This is a genomic window from Vibrio sp. AH4, from assembly GCF_030710545.1.
Classification (GTDB): domain Bacteria; phylum Pseudomonadota; class Gammaproteobacteria; order Enterobacterales; family Vibrionaceae; genus Vibrio; species Vibrio metoecus.
In genome coordinates this window covers 1,739,962-1,761,538 of the sequence record NZ_JALAIV010000001.1, presented here as the reverse complement: position 1 = coordinate 1,761,538, position 21,577 = coordinate 1,739,962, and the positions used below count along the sequence as shown (strand labels likewise).

Genomic DNA, 21,577 nt, shown 5'->3' with positions numbered 1-21,577 from the left:
TAGGATGAGATTTCTACGCTGGATAACCATAGCGAGCTTACTGCTGATTTCAAGTTGGGCACAGGCCACCATTTATTCTTCCCCCATGCTCAATGAAGCTAATGGTTTGGTAGAGATCTCCCCGTTGCAAGCAAAAAAAATGGCGCAGCAATACCTCGATGATCGCCATTTAGCCGATAAGTTGGAAAAGCATCCCGCAACCATCGCCCGCGACGAAGCCGACAGCCGAACGCGAACTCCCGGCAGTACCGTTGATGCCATGATGATTTTGGCGCAAGCGCTAGATAACCTCGGTGAACATGAGCAAGCACAATTAGTGCTGCATGATGCCAAAATGCTCACCCAACAATATCAACTCCCGTACTTGCTGCTGGATGTGCAGATCCTGAGCACTCGTCTGACTTGGCAAAATGGGGGCGATACCACCATTGCCAATCAAGCACTAAATGAGATCACTAAGCAATATCAACTCATTGAAAATGCAGATCAAATTGCCAAAGGGATTGATTACAAAATCACCTTATTGCGAGCAGAAATTGCCTCGCAAGCCAATGATCTCGAATTAGCCGATACCTTGTTCAACCAAGCCAAGCCTTATTTGGAGACATTACAAGACGAAAAGCCTGCTATCGAATATCACTTGGCCTTGGGTGAGCACCATCTCAGCCATGAGCGTTATAACCTTGCACTTTCAGAATTGCTGATTGCTTACTGGAGTGCGATCGAGAGTAACTCCGGCGTGCTGTTAGCCAAAGCCAATACCTTGTTAGGTAAGCTTTTCTTCAACCGACAAGTATTGGATAAGGCATTGGATCACTTTTCACAAGCGGCTGACTTTTACGGCCGTTATGAACAATCCCCCTTTCTGCCTGCCGTTCTCAAACAAATGGGTGATATCTACTACCAACAAGGAAAATACAATCTTGCTTTGGTGCATTATTTCAATGTCATCGATCATCAAAATAATAATGCGCGGCTCAGTGACGAAATTGAAATTCGAATTAATCTCGCAGCCACCTATTTACAGCTCTACAACTATCCCATCACTGAGCAATATTTAACCAGTGCAGAAGAATTACTCACTATGACCGATATTCCACGCTTAAATGGGCACGCTGCACTACTACATTCTGGGTTAGCGTATTACCAAAATATCAACCAAGAAACTGTACGTTATGCAGAAATGGCGCTCCAGATAGGACTGTCGATTCAAGATGATTATCTGCAAGAGCAAGCTTATCGCTTACTCTCTCTGGGATATGAGAAAACCGGATCACTAACAAAAGCGTTAGAGAGTTTTAAAAAGAGTCAACAACTTGCCCAAAAAAGGCAAAATAAACTCAATCAAATCAGTGAAGATGCTTTCCGCCAACAACGCGAATTTATTGAACAAACCTTGCATTTGGTTGGACAAGAAAAACGTCTGCAAGAAACAGAAAACCAATTTTCTCAATTACGTAAAATTGCCTTTTTCTTACTGGTGATTAGCTTAGTTCTTTTTATGATCAACTTTCGACGTGGTTATATTGTGCAGCGTCAACAAGATGAAATTTCTGAACTGCATGACACTTTATTTACGCACTCACGTTCACGCCTCAACAACCTGAGAATGCTCAACGCCAAGCTACCGAGTTCATTAGAGAACAGCCACCGAAACTACGAGCAATGGCAGCTCGGAGAATTAATTCAACAACCTCTAAACGATCGCTTACGTTTTGCTTTGATTGATATTCCATTCATGCGCAACATGTATCTGCAAAATGGATACACCGCCGGTTTAGAATTAGAACGCGCTTTTGGCGATTTTCTCAAAGAAAAAATAAAAGAGCCGAATCGGCTGTATCATTTTTCTGACGCTAGCTTGCTTTATATTGAGAAAAATGGCGAACAACGTAGCGACCCAGAAACATTATTCAACCAGATTCAATCTTGGCTGAATGAATTTGCGACAGATCGAAAAATAAATCGGATAGTTCGTATCGGTATCACCGATTATCCATTTTTACCCCGAGCTTATACCGCCATCAATGATAAGGAACTGCTCGATATTTTGTTAATGGCGACACATATTGCTCGGGAATTAAGCCTTAGTGAAAGTCAAAGCCACTGGGTGTATTTAAAAGCGATTGAGAATGCGCCTGCCGCCAGTTTCGCTTCTGAGAATATTCGCCTCTCTTGCAAACAAGCGATAAATCAGGGGCTGATCAAAGTCCATTCTTCTTATAAGAATGAGGAGAACATCAAAAAACTATTAAAAGATGGATAAATGCTGCCCAGTCGACATAAACACCGAGTGACGTCCGCAAAATATTTGCTATTATCGACAAATCAATAAATAGGATCTGGATTGATCCTCTACTATCTAGTTTGTTGTACATGGGCGTTCTAGAACAAGATATCCAAGCAGAGCTTCAAAAACTGAAATCTCAGTTAGAACAAGTACGTTTGACACAAAGGGATACTTCGTTCAAATTTAACCGAGAGCAGCAAGTTCTTAAACGAATGGTCACTTCATTGGCTACGACCTGTCACGGCAGTAGTCAACGACTAAACCAAAGTTTAGAAGAGCTCTGTTTTGCATTAGAACAACAAAAAGACATCAGCACGCTGATCCCTCAACTGGCTGTGCTGGAACGCATGTTGAAACAACAGTCATTGGCCATGGACAAACAAAACAGTCATCTAGATAGCCAGTTACAACACAGTGGTGAAACGTTACTGCGTGTGCCAGGCTTACCAGCCAAAATCAAACGCGATCTTCGTGATCTACTGAGTTTTACCGCCGCTCAGCCACTAGAGAAAACCCAACAAGCACTGCGTTTGCTGGAAATCTATGAACGTGCTGTCAAAATCCAGTGCGCCAATCCAAATTTGGCCCTCAATGAAATCACTCAGCAAGCGGATCGTGAGCTACTCCATCGTTTGTCTATCGATCTTCTGCATTTGATTACTGAACTCGACTTTAATGGAGAGTCAGGCGATCAGTTGAGTGATATTCGCACCAAACTTCTGCTTGGGGTGAACACGCATACCCTACTTGAATTGACTCTCGAAGTGCTTCGTCTAGTCATTGATGGCAGCCATGCAGAACGCAAAGCGGCCGAAGCTTTCTTAGAGCAAGTCAATCTCTCGATTGGGAATAACTTAAAGAGTTCGGCGCAAAATCTTGAGCAAACTCAAAGCTATATGGCTCATCGCCAAGAGATGAACAGCGAACTGAGCAGCCTAGTCGCTCGCAGTCAAACCGCATTAAAAGAGCAAACAGAGTTAGAAGCCCTTAAGCAGAAAATGACGCCTTTACTGCGTGAGATGTCATCGCTTTCTGAACGGTTAACCTTAGCAGAACAGCGCGAACAAGCCCTGCTTGAACGTATCCGCTACAGCAAAGATCAGATGGAAGCGCTCTCTGACTTAGCGCAAGACTACCACCGTCGACTTGAAGACCAAGCTTTACGAGCGCAACTCGATCCACTCACCAAAGTGTATAACCGTAGTAGCTTTACTGAGCGACTTGAACACGAGTATCGACGCTGGATCCGCACTCAGCACAATCTACGCGTGGTGCTGTTTGATATTGATAAGTTCAAATCGATCAACGACAGCTTTGGTTATGCCGCTGGAGATAAAGCGCTGAGCATTATTGCCCGCACAATTAAAAAAGAGTTGAGTGATAACGACACGGTGGCGCGTTTTTCTGGAGAGGAGTTTATTCTCTTACTACCTGAGCGCTCAGAGAATGAAACTTATCAAATCATTCATCAAATTCAGCTCAATGTGTCGAAGCTGCCGTTTAAATTCCGCGATAAGAATCTGACCATCACGCTCTCAGCGGCAAGCATTCGTTTTGTCGATTCAGATACCCCAGAAACGGTGCTGGATCGCCTAAATCTCACCTTAAATGAAGCGAAAAGTATCGGCCCTAGTCAGTTGGTCTGGAAGTAATTTGCATACTATTTGAGCATTATGATGAATAAATTGTGCTCAACTTCACAATTACCCCTTTGTGCTATTTTCTTACCTTAAGTGATACCTCTAGATTGAAATCAGATATATCAAGAGGTTATCTCCCTTCTCTGGGTATTTCTGCTACTCTTGTTTTATAACAAATGCTCAACATCATGCACAGGCATGACCTCAACCTCAGGTTGAAGGAGGACACTATGATTATTCAAGTCAGCCCCGCAGGCAGTATGGATCTGCTTTCACAGCTGGAAGTCGAACGCCTGAAAAAAACGGCTTCAAGCGATCTGTACCAGCTTTACCGCAACTGCAGCCTTGCAGTTTTGAACTCTGGTAGCCATACCGATAACTCGAAAGAGCTGCTCGATAAATATAGAAATTTTGATATCACGGTCATGCGCCGCGAACGGGGGATTAAGCTTGAACTGGCTAACCCACCTGAACATGCGTTTGTCGATGGGCAGATCATTAAAGGGATCCAAGAACACCTTTTTTCAGTATTGCGCGACATTGTTTACGTCAACATGCATTTGGCCGATAGTCAGCGCCTAAACCTGACCAATGCCACTCATATTACCAACCTTGTCTTTGGTATTTTGCGTAATGCGGGCGCACTGATTCCGGGAGCAACGCCGAATTTGGTCGTCTGTTGGGGTGGGCATTCGATCAATGAGGTCGAATACCAATACACTCGTGAAGTCGGTCATGAACTCGGGCTACGCGAACTGAACATCTGTACTGGCTGTGGCCCCGGCGCGATGGAAGGTCCCATGAAAGGCGCAGCCATAGGTCACGCTAAACAGCGCTACAGTGAATACCGCTATTTAGGTCTGACCGAGCCCTCCATTATTGCCGCTGAGCCGCCAAACCCAATAGTGAATGAACTGGTGATTATGCCGGATATTGAAAAACGTTTGGAAGCATTCGTGCGTATGGCACATGGCATCATCATTTTCCCAGGAGGCCCAGGCACGGCAGAAGAGCTGCTGTATATTCTGGGCATCATGATGCATCCAGAGAACGCCGATCAACCAATGCCAATCGTTCTAACCGGCCCCAAACAGAGTGAAGCGTATTTCCGGTCTTTGGATAAATTCATCGCTGATACTTTAGGTGAAGCGGCACGTAAGCATTACAGCATTGTGATCGATAATCCGGCTGAGGCGGCTCGCATCATGAATAATGCGATGCCACTGGTTCGCCAACATCGAAAAGATAAGGAAGATGCTTACAGCTTTAACTGGTCACTGAAAATTGAACCTGAATTTCAACTGCCTTTCGAACCGAATCATGAAAGCATGGCGAACTTAGATTTGCATTTGAACCAACGACCAGAAGTGTTGGCCGCCAATCTGCGCCGAGCGTTCTCCGGTGTGGTAGCGGGTAACGTGAAAGCGGAAGGAATTCGAGAGATTGAACGCCACGGACCTTTTGAAATGCATGGAGATCCGATTCTGATGAAGAAAATGGATCAGCTGCTCAATGATTTCGTAGCACAAAATCGTATGAAACTGCCCGGCGGCAGCGTTTACGAACCCTGTTATCGAATCGTGACCTAAAGAAAGCATCCCCTCATGACCGATGTTACTGACAGGATGGGGCGACGGGTAGTAATCCTGATGAATTTGATTACAATAAGGGCCTTACAAGCCCTTATTTTTTGATGATTTTTGGTTATGTCTCTTCATCTTGTCATTATTGATGCTCTTAATTTGATCCGTCGCGTTCACTCTGCGCAGCCCGATGCGAATGACATAGCCAGAACGGCAGAAACGACCACCCGCACTCTGCAACGCATCATTAATGAAGCTCAACCTAGCCACATGATTGCAGTGTTTGACCACCATCTGCCTGATCGTGGTTGGCGCGCCGAATTACTCCCCACATACAAAGCCAATCGTAAACCCATGCCGAAAGTATTGCAGCAAGGGCTCGAAACCATTCAAGACGCTTGGTGGCAATTAGGGATTGATTCTCTGCTGTCAGAAGGGGATGAAGCGGATGATTTGGTAGCGACACTGGCTTGCAAAGTGGCCGCACATCAAGAGAAAGTGACGATCATCTCGACGGATAAAGGCTACTGCCAACTGCTTTCGCCAACCTTACAGATTCGCGACTACTTTCAACAGCGCTGGTTAGATGAACCCTTTATTACTCAAGAGTTTGGGGTAACGCCAGCACAATTAACCGACTATTGGGGGTTAACGGGCGTAAGCTCAAGCCAAATTCCCGGCGTGGCCGGTATTGGTCCGAAAGCCACAAAAGAAATTTTGAACCAATTTAGCAATATCGAAGAAGCCTATCTAAGCCCTGAACTCGCCGAAAAATACCGAAAAAAACTCGAACCACAAATAGAGATGGCTCGAATCTGCAAGCAGATCAGTACGTTAAAAACCGATATCGAGCTAGGCTTTAACTTGCAAGATATCCGTTTTAACCCATCGCCTGCCGACTAGTTCAGCACCCCATCCAACGTTAACGAGCCGCTCACTGGCTCTTTAACGCGGCATAGCTAAACCAGCCCCAACCCAGCATAAACATCAGTCCCCCAAAAGGCGTAATCGGGCCAAACCACTTCACACCCGTGAGTGCCAACGCATACAAACTACCACTAAAACAAAGGATACCAACCAAGAAAAATAGCCCCGCACGACGAAAGCCTTTTTGTGCAGCAGGTTGAATCGGTAACAGCAATAACACGCCACAAACCAACAAGGCCAATGCATGAATAAATTGGTACTGCACACCCGTTTCAAACACACCAAGTAGATAAGGGCTTAAGATCTTTTTTAGGCCATGCGCGGCAAATGCGCCCAATCCCACCGCAATCCCTGACAACATACCCCCAATGGTGAGTAAATACTTACTGTTCATCCTCTACCTCATCTTCTTTAGCTTAATGGCTATGTTCATGCTGCAAGATATCCACTTGCTCACTGCGCGCTTTTTTCAGCATCCAATCACGAAACGTGGCAATCCGCCCCACGTCCGCTTGCTTTTCATGGCAAACCACATAGAAGGCATTATTGGTCATTAGCACTTCATCAAACGGAGCAATTAAGCGCCCGGCATCAATTTCGGGTTGTGCTAATACGTTATTGCCTAATGCTACCCCTTGCCCGTGTGCGGCCGCTTGCAACACCATAGTGGAGTGGCTAAAAATGGGGCCGTGGTTCACATTGACATTATCTAGCCCGTTCTCTTTGGCAAATTGTTTCCAATCCTTACGCGACGTATCGTGCAACAGTGTATGAAGCGATAAATCTTTTAAGGTCTCCATTGGCTTATTGCCAAGTAGCAAAGCTGGCGAACAGAGAGGGATCAGAAATTCTTGATATAACTTATCGGCACGTAAACCCGGCCAATTGCCCCGTCCATAGTAGATCGCCACATCGACATCATCCGTCAGTGAACCTTCATCCATATCCACTGCTTTGATACGCACATCGATATCCGGTTCTTGTTGGTTGAAATCCGCTAAACGTGGCACTAGCCATTGAATCGCAAAACTCGGCGGCAAACTGATAGTCAGCGCCCCTTTTTCACTACGCTCAAGTAATTTATCTGTCGCTTCAGCTAATGAACTGAAAATATCTTTTATGTCGAGGAAATAACTTTGCCCCTCTTCCGTTAGGAGTAAAGAGCGATTTCGGCGGCGAAAGAGTTTCAGACCTAAAAACTCTTCTAACGCTTTGATTTGGTGGCTAACTGCGGCCTGTGTCACAAATAATTCTTCAGCAGCTCGGGTAAAACTCAAATGGCGAGCAGCCGCTTCAAACACTTTTAACGAATTGAGGGGGGGCAATCTTCTGGACATAGAGATACTCGGTTAAAGATTAGTTTTTTTAATCTGAAACATTATAATTTGTCCGTTGCTAACCGACCAGAGAAAATCTATATTTCACCGCGCAGCAGCGGCCTGAACGGCTTGATTTCCTTGTAAATCAATAGGCTTAGTTGTTGCGATGTTGTGTTTGCAAACTCGAAATTCGAGTTAGGTAGTTTCTACCATCTGTTTTGTGCAGTTATCCCTGCCACAAAACAAATACTTCCTGTATTTATTTTTGACCTGTCTGTCAAATTTTTAGCACCGCCTTTTGGCGGTGTTTTTTTATCTGCATTTTCTGGCTCCAGCCAGTAAATACTGAGCTTATATACCCAAACAACTTGGAGTTGCAGGTAGGCGGCAAGAGAGTGACAAATTTGTCTGGAACAAATTTGCACAGCCATCGGCTGGCCTTTGGTGAGAGCCAAGGATGGCTCTCATAATCCCCATGAGCATAGGTAAACTATGTGATTGGGGTGAACGAGCGTAGCCAACACCGCTGCAGCTTCAAGTAGGAAGGGGATAAAGCGAAAAAAAACGCAGAGCCTGCCAAGCAAACTCTGCGTTCTCATCCATTCTCGATCGCGTTATGGACGATACACTTTCACATTGCTAAACCCTTGCTCTTGCAGGTAGAGCGCTTGTAAGCGGCTCATCACACCACGTGAGCAGTACAGCAAGTAAGTTTTCGACTGATCCAAATCACCAAACTGGGTCGCTAGCTTGTAGAACGGCAGATGCTTCACTTCAACGCCTGCGATCTCAAGTGGACTTTCATCCTCTTCGTCTGGGCTACGAATATCCAGTACAACAGCGTTGCTCTCTTCTGCACTGTTCACCAGCTCCACTTCAGGCGCTTTTTCCAGTGACTCTTTACCAATCTCGCGAATGTCGATTTGGCGTGCGTTGTACACCACTTGTTCAAGCAGAGAAAAATCGAATTTAGCTTCTTCTTCTTCCAACTTCTCTTTAATCGCTTTCACGGTTGGGCTTTTTGAAATCACACCACAGAACTCAGGCATGGTTTTCGCGAAATCTTCCGTGCCGATTTCACGCGCTAGACGAATGATGTCTTCTTTATCCCAGTTAATCAGTGGGCGCAGAATCAAAGTGTCCGTTACATTATCGATATGGCGCAGGTTAGTCAGCGTTTGGCTAGACACTTGACCGAGTGCTTCACCCGTCACTAATGCTTGAATACCAAACTTCTCGGCCACCATACCGGCTGCGCGCATAAACATACGTTTCAGCACAACGCCCATTTGACCATCATCGATTTTCTCTAAAATCTCAGCCACAACAGGCTCAAAATCGATCGCGATAAAACGTACTTTGGCGGATGAACCGTATTTTTGCCACAAGTAGTAAGCGGTTTGCTTCACTCCAATCTCGTGAGCTGGGCCACCAAGATTGAAGAAGCAGTAGTGAACTTTCGAGCCACGTTTGATGTGCAGATAGCTCGACACGCCTGAGTCAAAGCCACCAGAAATCAGGCTCAACACATCTTCTTGAGTACCTAGCGGGAAGCCCCCCAAACCTTTATGACGTGCAATCACTTGATTCAGAAGTTCATCAACCACTTCCACTTGCACGGTCACATCAGGATTGGTCAGTTTCACTTTAGCACTTGCTACGGCTTGATTAAGGCCACCACCGACATAACGCTCAAGCTCAATCGAGGTAAAATCATGTTTACCGCGACGCTTCGCGCGCACCACGAACGTTTTGTTTTCGATATTGGGGCGGTTCAGCTCCAGCACTTGCTCATAAATGTTATGCAGATCGGTGAACGTTGACTGCTGCACTTCCAGAATTTGCTGGATACCCGGAGTGGTGGTCAGAATCTCCAACACTTGCGCATAATACGTATCGCAGTTAGCCGTCACTTCAATATGATCGCGACGATTGAATACCGCCACCCCTTGTGTGCGGGCTTTCACAATAATTCGAATATTGCTTTCAAGGATCTTTGTGAAACGCTTACGTACCGATTCACTTTTCACAAAAATTTCCGGATGGGGTTTGACGATAAATTTCATAAGCTTATTCGCAATCTAGATGAACAATGTGGCGTTTGGCTTCAACCAGCTCTGAAATATCAAGCCGTTTGGGGCATTCACGCTAAAGGGGCGGCATTATACACGATTCCATCAAAGAGAGAAAAGCCCGTAAAAAAGGCAAGTCATTCGACTTGCCTTTGTGAATCACCTCTCAGCAGAGAAGTTCCTTACTGGTTGGCGGGCGCACCAAGCGAAGGAACTTCATCGCTGTACAACGGATCCCCTTGCAAAATGCTGATTTCGACTCGGCGATTGATTGTACGCTGCGCTTCGGTATCGTTGGGACCAAGCGGCTGAGTATCGGCCATGCCGCGTACCTGTAATCGCTGATGATCAAAGCCTTTCACTTTCTCCATCTCCTGCGCCACTGAAACGGCACGCTGCGCGGAAAGATCCCAGTTTGAACGATAAAGCTCAGAATCCAGTTTTTGGTTATCCGTATGCCCCGTCACTCGTACTTTGCCGGGAATGTCTTTCACCAAATCCGCAATTTGACGCACTAGCGGACGGAATTTCGGTTGTAAGAAAGCCGACCCTTCAGGGAAAGCGCCCTTCTCTCGGATCCGAATATCAATCTGTTGCCCCAAGTTTTCCACCTCAATCGCGCCTTGTTCAATCTCACGTGATAAGGCTTTTTTTATGCTCTCAGCAACCGTTTCCATCTGTTCAGACATGGCTTGCGCTTGCTGCTGTTGCATTTCCGATTGGGTATTCTGATTTTCTTGGACGGAAGTTTCTGCCGACTGACCACCGGTTAGCTGACCAGAATCGCGTTGGTTACCACCAGCCCGGTCTGATTCACCTTCTTGGAATTCAAGCGTTTGCTGGGTGATATCGATGGTTTGTTGCATGATCACATCAATCGGCGTCGGCTCTGGGCGTCCAGGACGAAACTCTTGAGCAATAATGCTAGTGCCTTTAGGAATGTCTTTGACTTCCAGGCGGTTTTGCACACCAAATGCAAACTTCATCGAACCCGCAATCTGCTTAAACTTCAGTACATCCATCTCGGAAAACGAGAGTAAGAGTACGAAGAAACACATCAGCAGTGACATCAAATCCGCAAATGTACCGAGCCAAGCGGGTAAGCCGGGAGGGGGACATTTACATTGTTGTTCGTCATCCATAGGAGGCTCCGCTACTCTTTATCAACATCAAGAGCACGCTTACCAGCGTTAAGATAATTCTTCAAATAGCTATCGATAACCCTTGGGTTTTGACCATCCTGAATCGCCAATACACCATCCATGATCAGACGGCGATTGAGGGTTTCCTGATCGCGGCGCAAGGCCAGCTTGTCGGCAATCGGGAAAAAGAGCATGTTGGAAAGTACCGCACCGTACAGTGTGGTTAACAGTGCTACCGCCATCGCAGGCCCGATCGATTTCGGGTCATCCATGTTGGACAACATAGCTACCAGACCAACCAGCGTACCGATCATTCCCATCGCAGGTGCCACGTCACCAAAAGCGCGGAAGACTTGCGTACCTTTACTATGGCGCTCGTCAGTCAAAGCAATATCTTTTTGCAAAGTGGCGCGCACGACATCGGCATCATGTCCATCCACCAGCAGGTCAATCCCCTTTTGCATAAAAGGATTCGGGATTTCCATCTCTTCCAGAGCGAGAAAACCACCTTTACGTGCCGCATCCGCCATTTCCACGATCTTGGCAATCAAATCTTCAGGCTCATCCGCTTTAAACATAAAGGCTTTAGCGGCGATTTTTCCCGCACCAAAGAACTGCCCCATGGTGAATTTCATCATGACAACAAACACCGATCCCCCCACCACGATCAGGACAGATACAGTGTCAACGAACATCATGAGGCTGCCGCCTAGCACCATTGCCATGACAACGAATGCCATGCCACCAATAAGGCCAACCAGTGTTGCTAAATCCACGAAGAACTCCTCAGGCTACACATTCGCGATAATGAAAAGCTTACCCTCATTATCGGCAACAGAATAAATTCTTTAATGAAATTGTCAGAATAGAGAACAAAAACCTTACTCAAGTGTATACGCAAACAGGCCGAAGATGCACCTGTGGCACACAGAGTTTTTACCCTTGGGATTGTGACTTTGTGGGCTTTTTTCCATTTCGTTATCTAACACGGTAAAAAAGCGTTCTATTTCTGACAAAATCGCTTGGTTAAATTTGACCAGCTCAGCCCCCTGAGGTAACTTTCGTGCATCTTAAGTAAGGCATACAGATTATGGCGAGTAAGAAACCGGAAAACATGTCCTTCGAGTCAACCATCGAAGAACTAGAGCAGTTGGTTGAACAACTGGAAAGTGGCGATCTGGCGCTGGATGAAGCACTGAGAAAATTTGAACGTGGTATTACGCTTGCCAGAGCCGGTCAACTGAAGTTGGATGACGCAGAGCAACGTGTACGCATCTTACTCAGTAACAGTGACGAAGCGCCACTCAGTGATTTTAACGACTTATCCGAGTAAGCCATGCTCGGTATTACGGCCTGAACAACTTATAAAGACGAGTGCTCTATGATTGAGGCGTTATCCTCATACCAACAACGAAATAATCAGCAACTGGATCTGTGGCTGAACCGAATTCCCTTTCAGAGCTTACCTTTGATTGAGGCGATGCGTTACGGGTTACTTCTTGGCGGCAAACGTGCTCGGCCTTACTTAGTTTACATTACTGGGCAAATGCTCGGCTGTGAGCTAAATGAATTAGATACTCCGGCTTCGGCGGTGGAGTGTATTCATGCTTACTCGCTGATTCATGACGATTTACCAGCGATGGATGATGATGAACTGCGCCGCGGTAAACCCACTTGCCATATCCAGTTTGATGAAGCCACCGCCATTTTAACTGGCGATGCCCTGCAAACACTGGCGTTTACCATTTTGGCCGAAGGCGCTCTTTCTGCTGCTGGCGAAACACAGCGCGTCGCCATGATCCAAGCCCTCGCAGAAGCTTCTGGCGCGCAAGGCATGTGCCTAGGTCAGGCGTTGGATTTGGCAGCCGAAAATCGTTTAGTTTCACTGGAAGAATTGGAAACCATTCATCGCAATAAAACCGGCGCGTTGATGCGCTGCGCGATCCGTTTAGGGGCATTGGCTGCCGGCGAAAAAGGCCGCGCGATGCTACCGCATTTAGATCGTTACGCAGATGCAGTAGGCCTCGCATTTCAAGTCCAAGATGACATTCTGGATATCATCAGTGACACTGAAACCTTGGGGAAACCGCAAGGTTCTGACCAGCAATTGAATAAAAGTACCTACCCTGCTCTTTTAGGCTTAAAAGGAGCACAGGAAAAAGCACATACTCTGTTACAAGAAGCGCTTCTGGCTTTAGAAGCAATTCCCTACAATACTGAGCATCTAGAAGAGTTCGCCCGATATGTCGTCGAGCGCAAGAACTAAACAATAAGCGCGCATACTTATGACTCTTGATATTTCAAAATACCCAACATTGGCTCTGGCGAATACTCCTGACGAGCTGCGCAGCCTTCCAAAGGAAGTGCTGCCAACACTGTGTGACGAATTACGAACCTATTTGCTCAACTCGGTGAGTCAATCCAGTGGGCATCTCGCTTCAGGCTTAGGCACCGTTGAGCTAACGGTGGCGCTGCATTACGTCTACCATACTCCTTTCGACCATTTGATTTGGGATGTAGGCCATCAAGCTTACCCACACAAAATTCTCACTGGTCGTCGTGATCAAATGCCAACCATTCGCCAGAAAGATGGGTTACACCCTTTCCCTTGGCGTGAAGAGAGCGAATACGACACGCTCTCTGTCGGTCATTCCTCGACCTCGATCAGTGCCGCACTCGGTATGGCGATCTGTGCGGGCAAAGAAGGTAAAGACCGTAAAGTGGTGAGTGTGATTGGCGATGGCGCGATTACCGCTGGTATGGCATTTGAAGCCATGAACCACGCGGGGGATGTTCACCCTGATATGTTGGTGATCCTCAACGACAATGAAATGTCGATCTCTGAGAATGTGGGCGCACTCAATAATCACTTGGCGCAAGTCTTATCTGGTAGCCTGTACACCTCGATCCGCGAAGGCGGCAAGAAAGTGCTGTCTGGCATTCCGCCGATCAAAGAACTGGTTCGTCGCACCGAAGAACACCTAAAAGGCATGGTGGTACCCGGCACGCTGTTTGAAGAGCTCGGCTTTAACTACATTGGCCCAGTGGATGGCCATGACGTTCTGGATCTGATCAAAACCCTGAAAAATATGCGTGAGCTAAAAGGGCCACAGTTCCTCCACGTGATGACCAAAAAAGGCAAAGGCTATGCGCCAGCGGAAAAAGATCCGATTGGTTATCATGGCGTACCCAAATTTGACCCTAGCCACCACAGCTTGCCAAAAAGCAACAACACGCAGCCGACTTTCTCAAAAATTTTCGGCGATTTCCTGTGTGATATGGCCGCGCAAGATCCGAAATTAATGGCGATTACGCCAGCCATGCGTGAAGGCTCCGGCATGGTTCGCTTCTCAAAAGAGTACCCAAGCCAATACTTTGATGTAGCGATTGCTGAGCAGCATGCAGTGACACTCGCGACTGGTATGGCGATTGCGGGTTATCACCCGATTGTGGCGATTTACTCAACCTTCTTGCAACGTGGTTACGATCAACTGATCCACGATGTGGCCATCATGAACCTTCCGGTCATGTTTGCCATCGATCGAGCAGGGATTGTCGGCGCTGATGGTCAAACGCACCAAGGTGCGTTTGACTTGAGCTTTATGCGCTGCATTCCCAACATGCTGATCATGGCTCCGGCGGATGAAAACGAGTGCCGCCAAATGCTTTACACCGGCCACCAACATCAAGGCCCGAGCGCGGTACGTTACCCTCGCGGCAACGGTATGGGCGTCGCTCTAGAAAGTGGCTTTACTGCCTTGGAAATTGGCAAAGGCCGCTTGATGCGTGAAAGTACCGCCAGTGCGGGTGAAAAAGTCGCGATTATAAGTTTCGGCACTCTGCTGCCTAACGCTTTAGCAGCGGCAGAGAAACTCAATGCGACCGTGGCCGACATGCGTTTTGTCAAACCACTGGATGAAATCCTCATCAAGCAGTTGGTGCAGACTCATGACGTACTGGTGACCTTGGAAGAAAATGCGCTGGCAGGCGGTGCCGGTGCAGGTGTGATTGAGTTTATGATGAAAGAGAAGCTCATTAAGCCTGTACTCAATTTAGGCTTGCCTGATGAATTTATTGTGCAAGGCTCACAAGAAGAGATGCACGCAGAACTTGGGTTAGATGCAGCAGGTATCGAACGCGCTATCCGCGATTATCTGGCCAAATAATGCAGATCTTGTAACACCACCACATTGTTAGGTAGAAATAAAAAAGCCTTCATGACGAAGGCTTTTTTATTGGGCTGATCCAACCAGCAATGGCTAGCGATTGCTGAGCAGAGATTCTTGCCAACCAAACTCGCTCAGTAAACCTTGCCACACCTCATCCAGACCCGCGCGAATCACTAGCGGCTGCTGGGTATAAGGGTGAACAAAGCGTAACTCACTGGCGTGGAGCATTAAGCGTTGCGCTGAGAAGTGTTCACGAAACAGTCGGTTATGCACTCCATCACCATGGGTGGTATCACCCACAATCGGATGACGCAGATGCGCCATATGGCGACGTAACTGATGTTTACGCCCAGTCTTCGGTTGCATCTCCATCAAACAGTAACGCGTTGTGGCAAATTTTCCGGTCGAAATAGGCAGCTCCACTTTCGCTAGCGGGCAATAAGCGGTCACTGCTGACTGCGCTTCTTTATCTTGCTTGGCAAACTTATCGGCGATTTTGTCGAGCTCTTCTTTGAGCGGATAATCGAGCACATCCGCCTCTTCAATCCAGCCGCGCACAATCGCGTGATAGGTTTTCTCCATTTGATGATTGGCAAACATCGGCATCACATCAGAGGCAATTTGGCTCGATAGCGCAAAGACCAACACGCCGGATGTCGGGCGATCCAAACGGTGCAATGGGAAAACGTGCTGACCAATTTGATCGCGCAAGGTCTGCATCACAAACTGAGTTTCATGCTTATCGAGCCATGAGCGATGCACCAACATGCCTGCGGGTTTATTAACCGCCACTAAATATTCATCTTGATAAACAATGTCGAGCATTTATTGGCACGCCTTGTCGATTTGCAGGATCACCGTGAGTACCGCTTGGTGATGGGGTTGTGTTTTCCACACTTCAGAAAAATAAGGCTCCAGCGCAAAACCACGCGGCACCGCATTTTGAGCGATCGCTTGTTTCATCTTGGGCAAAAAAATCCACTGCAACCACTCATGGGGTAAAAGGGTATCCACAGCAAACGGCTCTTGGCTCGCCAGCGCTTGTGGTGTCGGGGGTGTCGCTTGCCACAATTGCGCAGTACGCAGTGTGGACTCTAATTCATCGAGTAACTTCACCAATGCGGAGTTGAACAACATAATTCGTCCGGTTTATTTCTACGTTGACCTTGAAAAAGTGCCATAGAGTACCATTTATTGGAGAAAGAAAGTTAGGATCAATTTCCGCATGGATACCATTCATACCCTCACAGCACTACTGCAAAATAGTGGCTGCCAGTACCAAATTTTTGATCTCGGTCGTCGCGTGCAACCGATCGATAGCCGCCAGTTTGCTCAAGTAGAATTGGGTCAGCAAGCCTACCCGTTCCCAGTACAACGCCATGCACAATTCGCTATCGCTTATTGGAATGAGCAGCATCAGCCTTGGATCTGGATGTTGAAATTTGCTTTGGATGAACGTGGCTTATTGCAACAAGCCGATGTGGGGCAATTTATTCAATACCTGCTTGAAGCGATGGGCAGCCGCCTTAATCAGTCATTGAGCGAAGAGCAGCAACAAAAGCTCGCGAGCAATCCTTACACTTTCAAACCCAGTGAAGACAAACTCGCGGTGCTGCATAGCCAGATCCGCGCCCAGCTTGGCCTAGCCTGCAGCCAATATTACGAGCATGCTCAGCACTATTTCGCAGGTGGTTTGGGTTGGGATAAGTGGCACACTATCGGTTTGCAAGGGATTACTGATATTTGCGCCCGTTTAGAGCAAGAGCAAAATGGAGTGTTGATCCGCAGTGCACTGACACATTTACCCGCGCAACCACTCTACGCCGTGTTAGGGGCATTAGAGCATGTCACCTTGCCGAAAAAACTGGCGGAACGGTTAAGCGAGCTTGCGGATGCAGAAGTCAAAGCAAGCGATCCGGATCTGTTTTTGCTCTCGGCATTAGTGCGAGCCTTAGCCGGTGCGCCTACCAATATCTTGGATGCGACTTGCGATGCGATTCTCGCCTCACCTGCACTTTGCCATCAAGAAGTGTTGATTGCTCTCGCGGGGCGCAGTTGGAACTGCCTACAGAATACAGGGCGTGCACAGCGCTTTTTAGTTCGTTTAGCGCAAACGCAAAATCAAGCGTTATTTAATCAGTTGTTTGCCGATGTGGTCATGCTGCCTGCGCTGCGTGGAGTGATGCTGCCTTTGCTGCATGCCAGCCCATCACCAGAATTGGCACACGCACTGCAACAACTCCAACAGATGACGCGAGGATAAACCATGCTTGGCGATTTACTCTTGATACTGGCACTCTGTTTTGCCGGATTTCTGTTTTGGCAGCAGCGCCATCAAGCCGAAATCGCCAAACAAGCGATTCAACGTCACTGCGATCAGCTTGATTTACAATTGCTCAATGTAGCCTTTGGCCAGCATAAGCTGAAAACACCTTCTGGAGCATGGCGCTGGCATACGATTTATCTGTTTGAGTTTTCGTCACTTGGTGATGATTGCTACCAAGGCAAGTTAGAAATGCAGGGATTTAGAGCGGTACGTTTTGCTCTGCCACCACATCGGATGGGGTAGCGCGTTCTGCCTCTGCTGTCCATACGAACTGACTGCAAGGGCCGTAGAATCCATCAAAATCCGCGCGGTGTTCAAAGCCTAACTTTTGCAAAAGAGTACGCGCGGCCTCATGTTGAGCCTTAATGGTCGCGACCACAATCTGCAAGCTGAAACGCTGACAAATAATAGGAAAGAAAGCATTTAATGCTTCACTAGCCAGTCCCTGCCCCCAATAAGCTTTATCAAATAAGAAGCCGAGTTCTGCGCGCCCTTCACTTTCAAATTCGATGAACACATGCCCCATGTACTCACGATTATAATTATCAAGCACCGCCATGGCGAACAAAGAAGCATCGTGCAATACTCGTTGGAACAGCTGCTTCGCCGCGGCTACTGTGGTTGGCCCATTCATCTGAGAACGGTTTTTCGCACAATAATTGAGCACCAAAAAATCAGACTCTAGCGCCTCGGTGTAAGGGATAAGTAGCGTTCTGCGCGTCGCGATGGTCACGGACATTCCTTGTACAGAAGATCAATCAAACGGAAAAAGCGCCTTCCCGAAACAGAAAGGCGCTATTTATTTCACCTGACCTTGATCAGGTACCTTTCATCCCAACGATTGAGAGATGGAAGGTAAAGCCGCTGACGTTGTTATTTTAATGGTGTACCGAACCCGTAATGCGCTCATTTTATTAAGCTTAGTGTGCGCGGGTTCTATAGCCTGAAATATTCAAAAGCACAGTGACAAACTGGCAATGGTTATTTCAGTTGCGAGAGATAATAAGATTAAGGAAAGCCCCGACACAGTATGTCGGGGCTTAATCTTACTCGCAGCATCCGGCTACTTAAATGTGCTCCATGCATCATCCTTAACTCGCTGATCCTTTCAGCGAACTCCGAGCATCGCCGTCCTAGCGGTGTCCTACTCTTCCTGATGCCAAATTATCCTATTCAGCGATCGTCACTTGTTCCTTGAGCGGTGTCCTTGCCATCATCCTGATGGTGTTCCCTCTCACATCCTTAGAGTGTCCTAGTCTTCCTTGCAGCTCACGTCTCTGTGGGCTAACGCTATCCTTGGCGTTTCCTGCATCCTGCGGTGGTTATCCTCACCACTTCTCATCCTGAGAATTACAGTTCCTAGGTCATTTCCTTCGACAAGAGATAATTTACCCGTTTTGCTTTTTCGTACAAGCCACTAAGAGAATCCAAATAAAACAGCACAGAACGAAATCAGAAAATACCTTTAAATTTCAAAGTGATAAATCGATTACATCATTATTCCCGCATCCATTCACTGCCTTGGCTTACACAAGATGTAAGCGATCTCTCACAAACCATTGCCCCTTTTGCTCATCAGACTTTCTCAGTAAGATGGCAACACACCAGAATAAGGAACCATTATGCTGACCAAAGACGTGTCACAAGAGCTGGAAGAGATCCTCACTAGCCTCAGCCAACAAGGTAAAGAGCCTTCTGTCGCGCTGGTCAAAGCGCGCTTAAAAACGCCTGTACCTATGCCTGCGATCATTGCCACCATCAAAAGTTGGAAAAGCACCCAGCGTATCCCCAAGGTGGAAATCGCTACTGCTAATGCCAGTAACAACCTTGAGCAGCGCATTGAAATGTTAGAGCAGACGATTATGCAGCTCACGGCACGTATTGAAGCGCTCGAAACGACAAACACAGGAGCTCAATAATGAACATTTGGGTCGATGCCGATGCGTGTCCGAAAGTGATCCGTGAAACACTGATCCGTGCAGCAGAACGCACTGGCGTGATGTGTACCTTCGTGGCAAACCATTTGATCCCACTGCCCAAGCGCGACAACATTCGCGCGCTACAAGTCTCTTCGGGGTTTGATATTGCCGATAATGAAATCGTAAGACGTACTGAAGTGGGCGATTTAGTGATTACGGCAGATATCCCTCTCGCCGATGAAGTGATCAGCAAAGGCGGTTTGGCGCTGAATCCCCGTGGTGAGCTATACACCAAAGAGACCATCAAAGCGCGCCTGAATATCCGCGATTTTATGGATACCATGCGCGCCAGCGGTATTCAAACCGGCGGCCCTGCCGCGCTTTCACAGACTGAACGCCGCGAGTTTGCCAATCATCTGGATCGTATTTTGGCGAAACGCTCAGTGTAATCATCACTCTCTCGATGTAAAAAAGCCTGCGATATACGCAGGCTTTTTCTTGTGCAGAGCAAACACTATGGCGTGTAGTAAGTGGCTGCGCCAGGGCCAACTGGCAGACCCAACACAAATACCCATACGTAAAACAGTAAGCTCCAACCCACCATAAACACCACTGAATATGGCAACATGGTGGCGATCAGCGTACCGATACCGAGGTTTTTCATATAACGTGTCGCCACCGCCAGAATCAAGCCGAAGTAGCTCATCATCGGGGTGATGATGTTGGTCACCGAATCACCAATACGGTAGGCGGCTTGAATCACTTCTGGGGCATAACCGACCAGCATCAGCATAGGTACGAAAATCGGCGCGGTGACTGCCCATTGCGCTGACGCCGAACCAATCATTAAGTTGATGTAACCACACATCAAAATGAAAGCGAAGAACAACATGGGACCCGTTAGACCAATGTCTTTCAGGAAATCGGCACCTAATACTGCCAACACTTGACCAAACTTAGTCCAGTTAAAAAACGCGACAAACTGCGATGCAAAAAACACCAACACAATGTACACACCCATTGAAGACATGGATTTAGACATCGCATCAATCACATCGCGATCGGTTTTCATGGTGCCTACCACGCGGCCATACACATAGCCAGGGATAGCAAAAAACACGAAAATAAACGCCACGATGCTCTTTAAGAATGGCGAACCGGAAACTTGGCCATCAGCACCACGTAAAATGCCATCGGCAGGAACAATCGTCCACGCTAAGAGTGCACTCACCACCAGCACAGCCACACCCGCATACGCTAACGCTTTTTTCTCAAGTGATGTTAGCAGACCCATTTTGTCTTGGCTCAGATCATCACTGGCTTCGCTGACATGATATTTGCCGAGTTTAGGCTCAACAACTTTCTCCGTCACCAATGCACCTAAAATCGTGATCACGAAAGTCGATGCGGCCATAAAGTACCAGTTAACTTCAGGGCCAACACTATAGGTTGGGTCAATCATACGAGCAGCTGTTTCAGTAATGCCCGATAGTAGCGGATCAACCGTACCAATCAGCAAGTTCGCCGAGTAACCACCGGAAACCCCCGCAAACGCCGCAGCCAAGCCCGCTAATGGGTGACGACCTAACGAATGGAATAGCATCGCAGCAAGTGGAATGAGCACCACATAACCTAATTCAGATGCGGTGTTAGAGATGATGCCTGCAAACACCACAGTGAAAGTCACCATGCGTTGCGAAGCCCCCATCACCAGGCCACGCATCGCAGCAGAGAGCAAGCCTGAGTGTTCTGCAATCGCGACACCCAGCATCGCCACCAATACCGTACCTAAAGGTGCAAAGCCAACAAAGTTTTTCACTAAGTTGGTCACGATCAGCTCAAGTCCGTCCGCATTAAGTAAGCTAACAACTTGGATCATGCCATCAGCAGCGCGGCCTTTCGCACCTTCCGGGCGCGGGTCAATCACTGAAAGCTCAAAGTATCCCGCGATGCCTGAAGCCACCAGTAGTACAACACAGAAAATGGCAAATAAAGTGATGGGATGGGGTAATAGATTCCCCAAATATTCGACACCATCGAGAAAACGGGTAATAAAAGGTTTCTTAGGTGTATTTTGATTTATTGAAGCAGATGAACTCATCTGTTCCCTCCTTGTCTTGATTCCTATGCATTTGTGACAAAAATGTCAAAAGCGCGGGCAGAGTACTCGACAAGAAAGGTAAATTAAAA

General features: G+C 47.3%; 22 protein-coding genes. 12 read left to right on the top strand and 10 right to left on the bottom strand.

The window, feature by feature from the left end; all coding sequences use genetic code 11:
* The first annotated feature begins 4 nt into the window (after positions 1-4).
* The 4 genes from MKA69_RS08310 (at position 5) to xni (ending at position 6,416) form a co-directional block, all read left to right on the top strand.
* On the top strand, positions 5-2,266 hold the full coding sequence (locus tag MKA69_RS08310; protein ID WP_305847819.1) for a tetratricopeptide repeat protein: 2,262 nt from the start codon (positions 5-7) through the stop codon (positions 2,264-2,266).
* A 110-nt stretch (positions 2,267-2,376) separates the two neighbouring features.
* Complete coding sequence (locus tag MKA69_RS08305) at positions 2,377-3,942, top strand: GGDEF domain-containing protein (RefSeq protein WP_305847818.1); 1,566 nt, start codon at positions 2,377-2,379, stop codon at positions 3,940-3,942.
* Between the two features lie 218 nt (positions 3,943-4,160).
* Positions 4,161-5,519, top strand: coding sequence for a nucleotide 5'-monophosphate nucleosidase PpnN (ppnN, locus tag MKA69_RS08300; RefSeq protein WP_305847817.1), 1,359 nt, complete (start codon positions 4,161-4,163; stop codon positions 5,517-5,519).
* A 117-nt stretch (positions 5,520-5,636) separates the two neighbouring features.
* Positions 5,637-6,416: a flap endonuclease Xni gene (gene xni, locus MKA69_RS08295; protein WP_305847816.1), complete on the top strand. Its 780-nt coding sequence runs from the start codon at positions 5,637-5,639 to the stop codon at positions 6,414-6,416.
* Positions 6,417-6,447: 31 nt separating this feature from the next.
* On the opposite strand, the gene MKA69_RS08290 is transcribed toward xni, so the two are convergent.
* The 6 genes from MKA69_RS08290 to pomA form a co-directional block, all read right to left on the bottom strand.
* Positions 6,448-6,834 (bottom strand): DUF423 domain-containing protein, encoded by a 387-nt coding sequence (locus MKA69_RS08290; protein ID WP_001086374.1) that lies wholly within the window; start codon positions 6,832-6,834, stop codon positions 6,448-6,450.
* 22 nt (positions 6,835-6,856) lie between these two features.
* Positions 6,857-7,777 carry a transcriptional regulator GcvA gene (locus MKA69_RS08285; RefSeq protein WP_305847814.1) on the bottom strand — a complete coding sequence of 307 codons (921 nt, stop codon included), beginning with the start codon at positions 7,775-7,777 and terminating at the stop codon, positions 6,857-6,859.
* Between the two features lie 188 nt (positions 7,778-7,965).
* The gene (locus tag MKA69_RS08280) at positions 7,966-8,190 is read right to left on the bottom strand and encodes a hypothetical protein (protein ID WP_162231940.1); all 225 of its coding nucleotides are present in this window, start codon (positions 8,188-8,190) and stop codon (positions 7,966-7,968) included.
* A gap of 183 nt (positions 8,191-8,373) precedes the next feature.
* Positions 8,374-9,825 carry a tRNA uracil 4-sulfurtransferase ThiI gene (thiI, locus tag MKA69_RS08275; protein WP_000668908.1) on the bottom strand — a complete coding sequence of 484 codons (1,452 nt, stop codon included), beginning with the start codon at positions 9,823-9,825 and terminating at the stop codon, positions 8,374-8,376.
* A gap of 188 nt (positions 9,826-10,013) precedes the next feature.
* A complete protein-coding gene (locus tag MKA69_RS08270; RefSeq protein WP_055043919.1) occupies positions 10,014-10,973 on the bottom strand; it encodes a flagellar motor protein MotB in 960 nt (319 codons plus the stop codon).
* Positions 10,974-10,984: 11 nt separating this feature from the next.
* A complete protein-coding gene (gene pomA / locus MKA69_RS08265; protein WP_320197311.1) occupies positions 10,985-11,698 on the bottom strand; it encodes a flagellar motor protein PomA in 714 nt (237 codons plus the stop codon).
* Between pomA and MKA69_RS18195 the strand changes: the two genes are divergently transcribed.
* The 4 genes from MKA69_RS18195 to dxs all read left to right on the top strand — a co-directional run bounded on the left by MKA69_RS18195 (position 11,607) and on the right by dxs (position 15,139).
* Positions 11,607-11,816, top strand: a complete 210-nt coding sequence (locus tag MKA69_RS18195; protein WP_320194364.1) for a hypothetical protein — start codon at positions 11,607-11,609, stop codon at positions 11,814-11,816. The two genes, pomA and MKA69_RS18195, sit on opposite strands and share 92 nt — an antisense overlap.
* A 247-nt stretch (positions 11,817-12,063) precedes the next feature.
* Entirely contained in the window at positions 12,064-12,306 is a 243-nt protein-coding gene (gene xseB / locus MKA69_RS08260) for an exodeoxyribonuclease VII small subunit (protein ID WP_000157117.1), read from the top strand.
* A 48-nt stretch (positions 12,307-12,354) separates the two neighbouring features.
* Positions 12,355-13,239: a (2E,6E)-farnesyl diphosphate synthase gene (gene ispA / locus MKA69_RS08255; protein ID WP_000568606.1), complete on the top strand. Its 885-nt coding sequence runs from the start codon at positions 12,355-12,357 to the stop codon at positions 13,237-13,239.
* A 19-nt stretch (positions 13,240-13,258) separates the two neighbouring features.
* Positions 13,259-15,139, top strand: coding sequence for a 1-deoxy-D-xylulose-5-phosphate synthase (gene dxs, locus MKA69_RS08250; RefSeq protein WP_134818497.1), 1,881 nt, complete (start codon positions 13,259-13,261; stop codon positions 15,137-15,139).
* 93 nt (positions 15,140-15,232) lie between these two features.
* Here the strand turns inward: dxs and truC are convergent, their stop codons facing one another.
* Together truC and MKA69_RS08240 are read right to left on the bottom strand one after the other, a co-directional pair.
* Positions 15,233-15,967: a tRNA pseudouridine(65) synthase TruC gene (truC, locus tag MKA69_RS08245; RefSeq protein ID WP_305847813.1), complete on the bottom strand. Its 735-nt coding sequence runs from the start codon at positions 15,965-15,967 to the stop codon at positions 15,233-15,235.
* The gene (locus MKA69_RS08240; RefSeq protein ID WP_000898498.1) at positions 15,968-16,279 is read right to left on the bottom strand and encodes a YqcC family protein; all 312 of its coding nucleotides are present in this window, start codon (positions 16,277-16,279) and stop codon (positions 15,968-15,970) included.
* Between the two features lie 88 nt (positions 16,280-16,367).
* Between MKA69_RS08240 and MKA69_RS08235 the strand changes: the two genes are divergently transcribed.
* Together MKA69_RS08235 and MKA69_RS08230 are read left to right on the top strand one after the other, a co-directional pair.
* Positions 16,368-17,405: a DUF3549 family protein gene (locus MKA69_RS08235; RefSeq protein ID WP_158120419.1), complete on the top strand. Its 1,038-nt coding sequence runs from the start codon at positions 16,368-16,370 to the stop codon at positions 17,403-17,405.
* Positions 17,406-17,408: 3 nt separating this feature from the next.
* Complete coding sequence (locus tag MKA69_RS08230) at positions 17,409-17,711, top strand: DUF3301 domain-containing protein (protein WP_055027502.1); 303 nt, start codon at positions 17,409-17,411, stop codon at positions 17,709-17,711.
* Here MKA69_RS08230 and MKA69_RS08225 read toward each other — a convergent pair.
* Positions 17,668-18,201, bottom strand: coding sequence for a GNAT family N-acetyltransferase (locus tag MKA69_RS08225; protein ID WP_305847812.1), 534 nt, complete (start codon positions 18,199-18,201; stop codon positions 17,668-17,670). The genes MKA69_RS08230 and MKA69_RS08225 overlap by 44 nt on opposite strands.
* A gap of 889 nt (positions 18,202-19,090) precedes the next feature.
* Between MKA69_RS08225 and MKA69_RS08220 the strand changes: the two genes are divergently transcribed.
* Together MKA69_RS08220 and MKA69_RS08215 are read left to right on the top strand one after the other, a co-directional pair.
* Positions 19,091-19,387, top strand: coding sequence for a hypothetical protein (locus tag MKA69_RS08220; RefSeq protein ID WP_055027504.1), 297 nt, complete (start codon positions 19,091-19,093; stop codon positions 19,385-19,387).
* Positions 19,387-19,836 carry a YaiI/YqxD family protein gene (locus MKA69_RS08215; protein ID WP_001028757.1) on the top strand — a complete coding sequence of 150 codons (450 nt, stop codon included), beginning with the start codon at positions 19,387-19,389 and terminating at the stop codon, positions 19,834-19,836. The genes MKA69_RS08220 and MKA69_RS08215 overlap by 1 nt, the downstream gene beginning before the upstream one ends.
* 65 nt (positions 19,837-19,901) lie before the next feature.
* On the opposite strand, the gene MKA69_RS08210 is transcribed toward MKA69_RS08215, so the two are convergent.
* A complete protein-coding gene (locus MKA69_RS08210) occupies positions 19,902-21,488 on the bottom strand; it encodes an AbgT family transporter (RefSeq protein WP_305847811.1) in 1,587 nt (528 codons plus the stop codon).
* Positions 21,489-21,577 lie beyond the last annotated feature (89 nt).

Coding starts and splice junctions, on each gene's coding strand:
- MKA69_RS08310 (WP_305847819.1), top strand. CDS start 5: ATGAGATTTCTACGCTGGATAACCATAGCGAGCTTACTGCTGATTTCA.
- MKA69_RS08305 (WP_305847818.1), top strand. CDS start 2,377: ATGGGCGTTCTAGAACAAGATATCCAAGCAGAGCTTCAAAAACTGAAA.
- ppnN (WP_305847817.1), top strand. CDS start 4,161: ATGATTATTCAAGTCAGCCCCGCAGGCAGTATGGATCTGCTTTCACAG.
- xni (WP_305847816.1), top strand. CDS start 5,637: ATGTCTCTTCATCTTGTCATTATTGATGCTCTTAATTTGATCCGTCGC.
- MKA69_RS08290 (WP_001086374.1), bottom strand. CDS start 6,834: ATGAACAGTAAGTATTTACTCACCATTGGGGGTATGTTGTCAGGGATT.
- MKA69_RS08285 (WP_305847814.1), bottom strand. CDS start 7,777: ATGTCCAGAAGATTGCCCCCCCTCAATTCGTTAAAAGTGTTTGAAGCG.
- MKA69_RS08280 (WP_162231940.1), bottom strand. CDS start 8,190: ATGGCTGTGCAAATTTGTTCCAGACAAATTTGTCACTCTCTTGCCGCC.
- thiI (WP_000668908.1), bottom strand. CDS start 9,825: ATGAAATTTATCGTCAAACCCCATCCGGAAATTTTTGTGAAAAGTGAA.
- MKA69_RS08270 (WP_055043919.1), bottom strand. CDS start 10,973: ATGGATGACGAACAACAATGTAAATGTCCCCCTCCCGGCTTACCCGCT.
- pomA (WP_320197311.1), bottom strand. CDS start 11,698: ATGGCAATGGTGCTAGGCGGCAGCCTCATGATGTTCGTTGACACTGTA.
- xseB (WP_000157117.1), top strand. CDS start 12,064: ATGGCGAGTAAGAAACCGGAAAACATGTCCTTCGAGTCAACCATCGAA.
- ispA (WP_000568606.1), top strand. CDS start 12,355: ATGATTGAGGCGTTATCCTCATACCAACAACGAAATAATCAGCAACTG.
- dxs (WP_134818497.1), top strand. CDS start 13,259: ATGACTCTTGATATTTCAAAATACCCAACATTGGCTCTGGCGAATACT.
- truC (WP_305847813.1), bottom strand. CDS start 15,967: ATGCTCGACATTGTTTATCAAGATGAATATTTAGTGGCGGTTAATAAA.
- MKA69_RS08240 (WP_000898498.1), bottom strand. CDS start 16,279: ATGTTGTTCAACTCCGCATTGGTGAAGTTACTCGATGAATTAGAGTCC.
- MKA69_RS08235 (WP_158120419.1), top strand. CDS start 16,368: ATGGATACCATTCATACCCTCACAGCACTACTGCAAAATAGTGGCTGC.
- MKA69_RS08230 (WP_055027502.1), top strand. CDS start 17,409: ATGCTTGGCGATTTACTCTTGATACTGGCACTCTGTTTTGCCGGATTT.
- MKA69_RS08220 (WP_055027504.1), top strand. CDS start 19,091: ATGCTGACCAAAGACGTGTCACAAGAGCTGGAAGAGATCCTCACTAGC.
- MKA69_RS08215 (WP_001028757.1), top strand. CDS start 19,387: ATGAACATTTGGGTCGATGCCGATGCGTGTCCGAAAGTGATCCGTGAA.
- MKA69_RS08210 (WP_305847811.1), bottom strand. CDS start 21,488: ATGAGTTCATCTGCTTCAATAAATCAAAATACACCTAAGAAACCTTTT.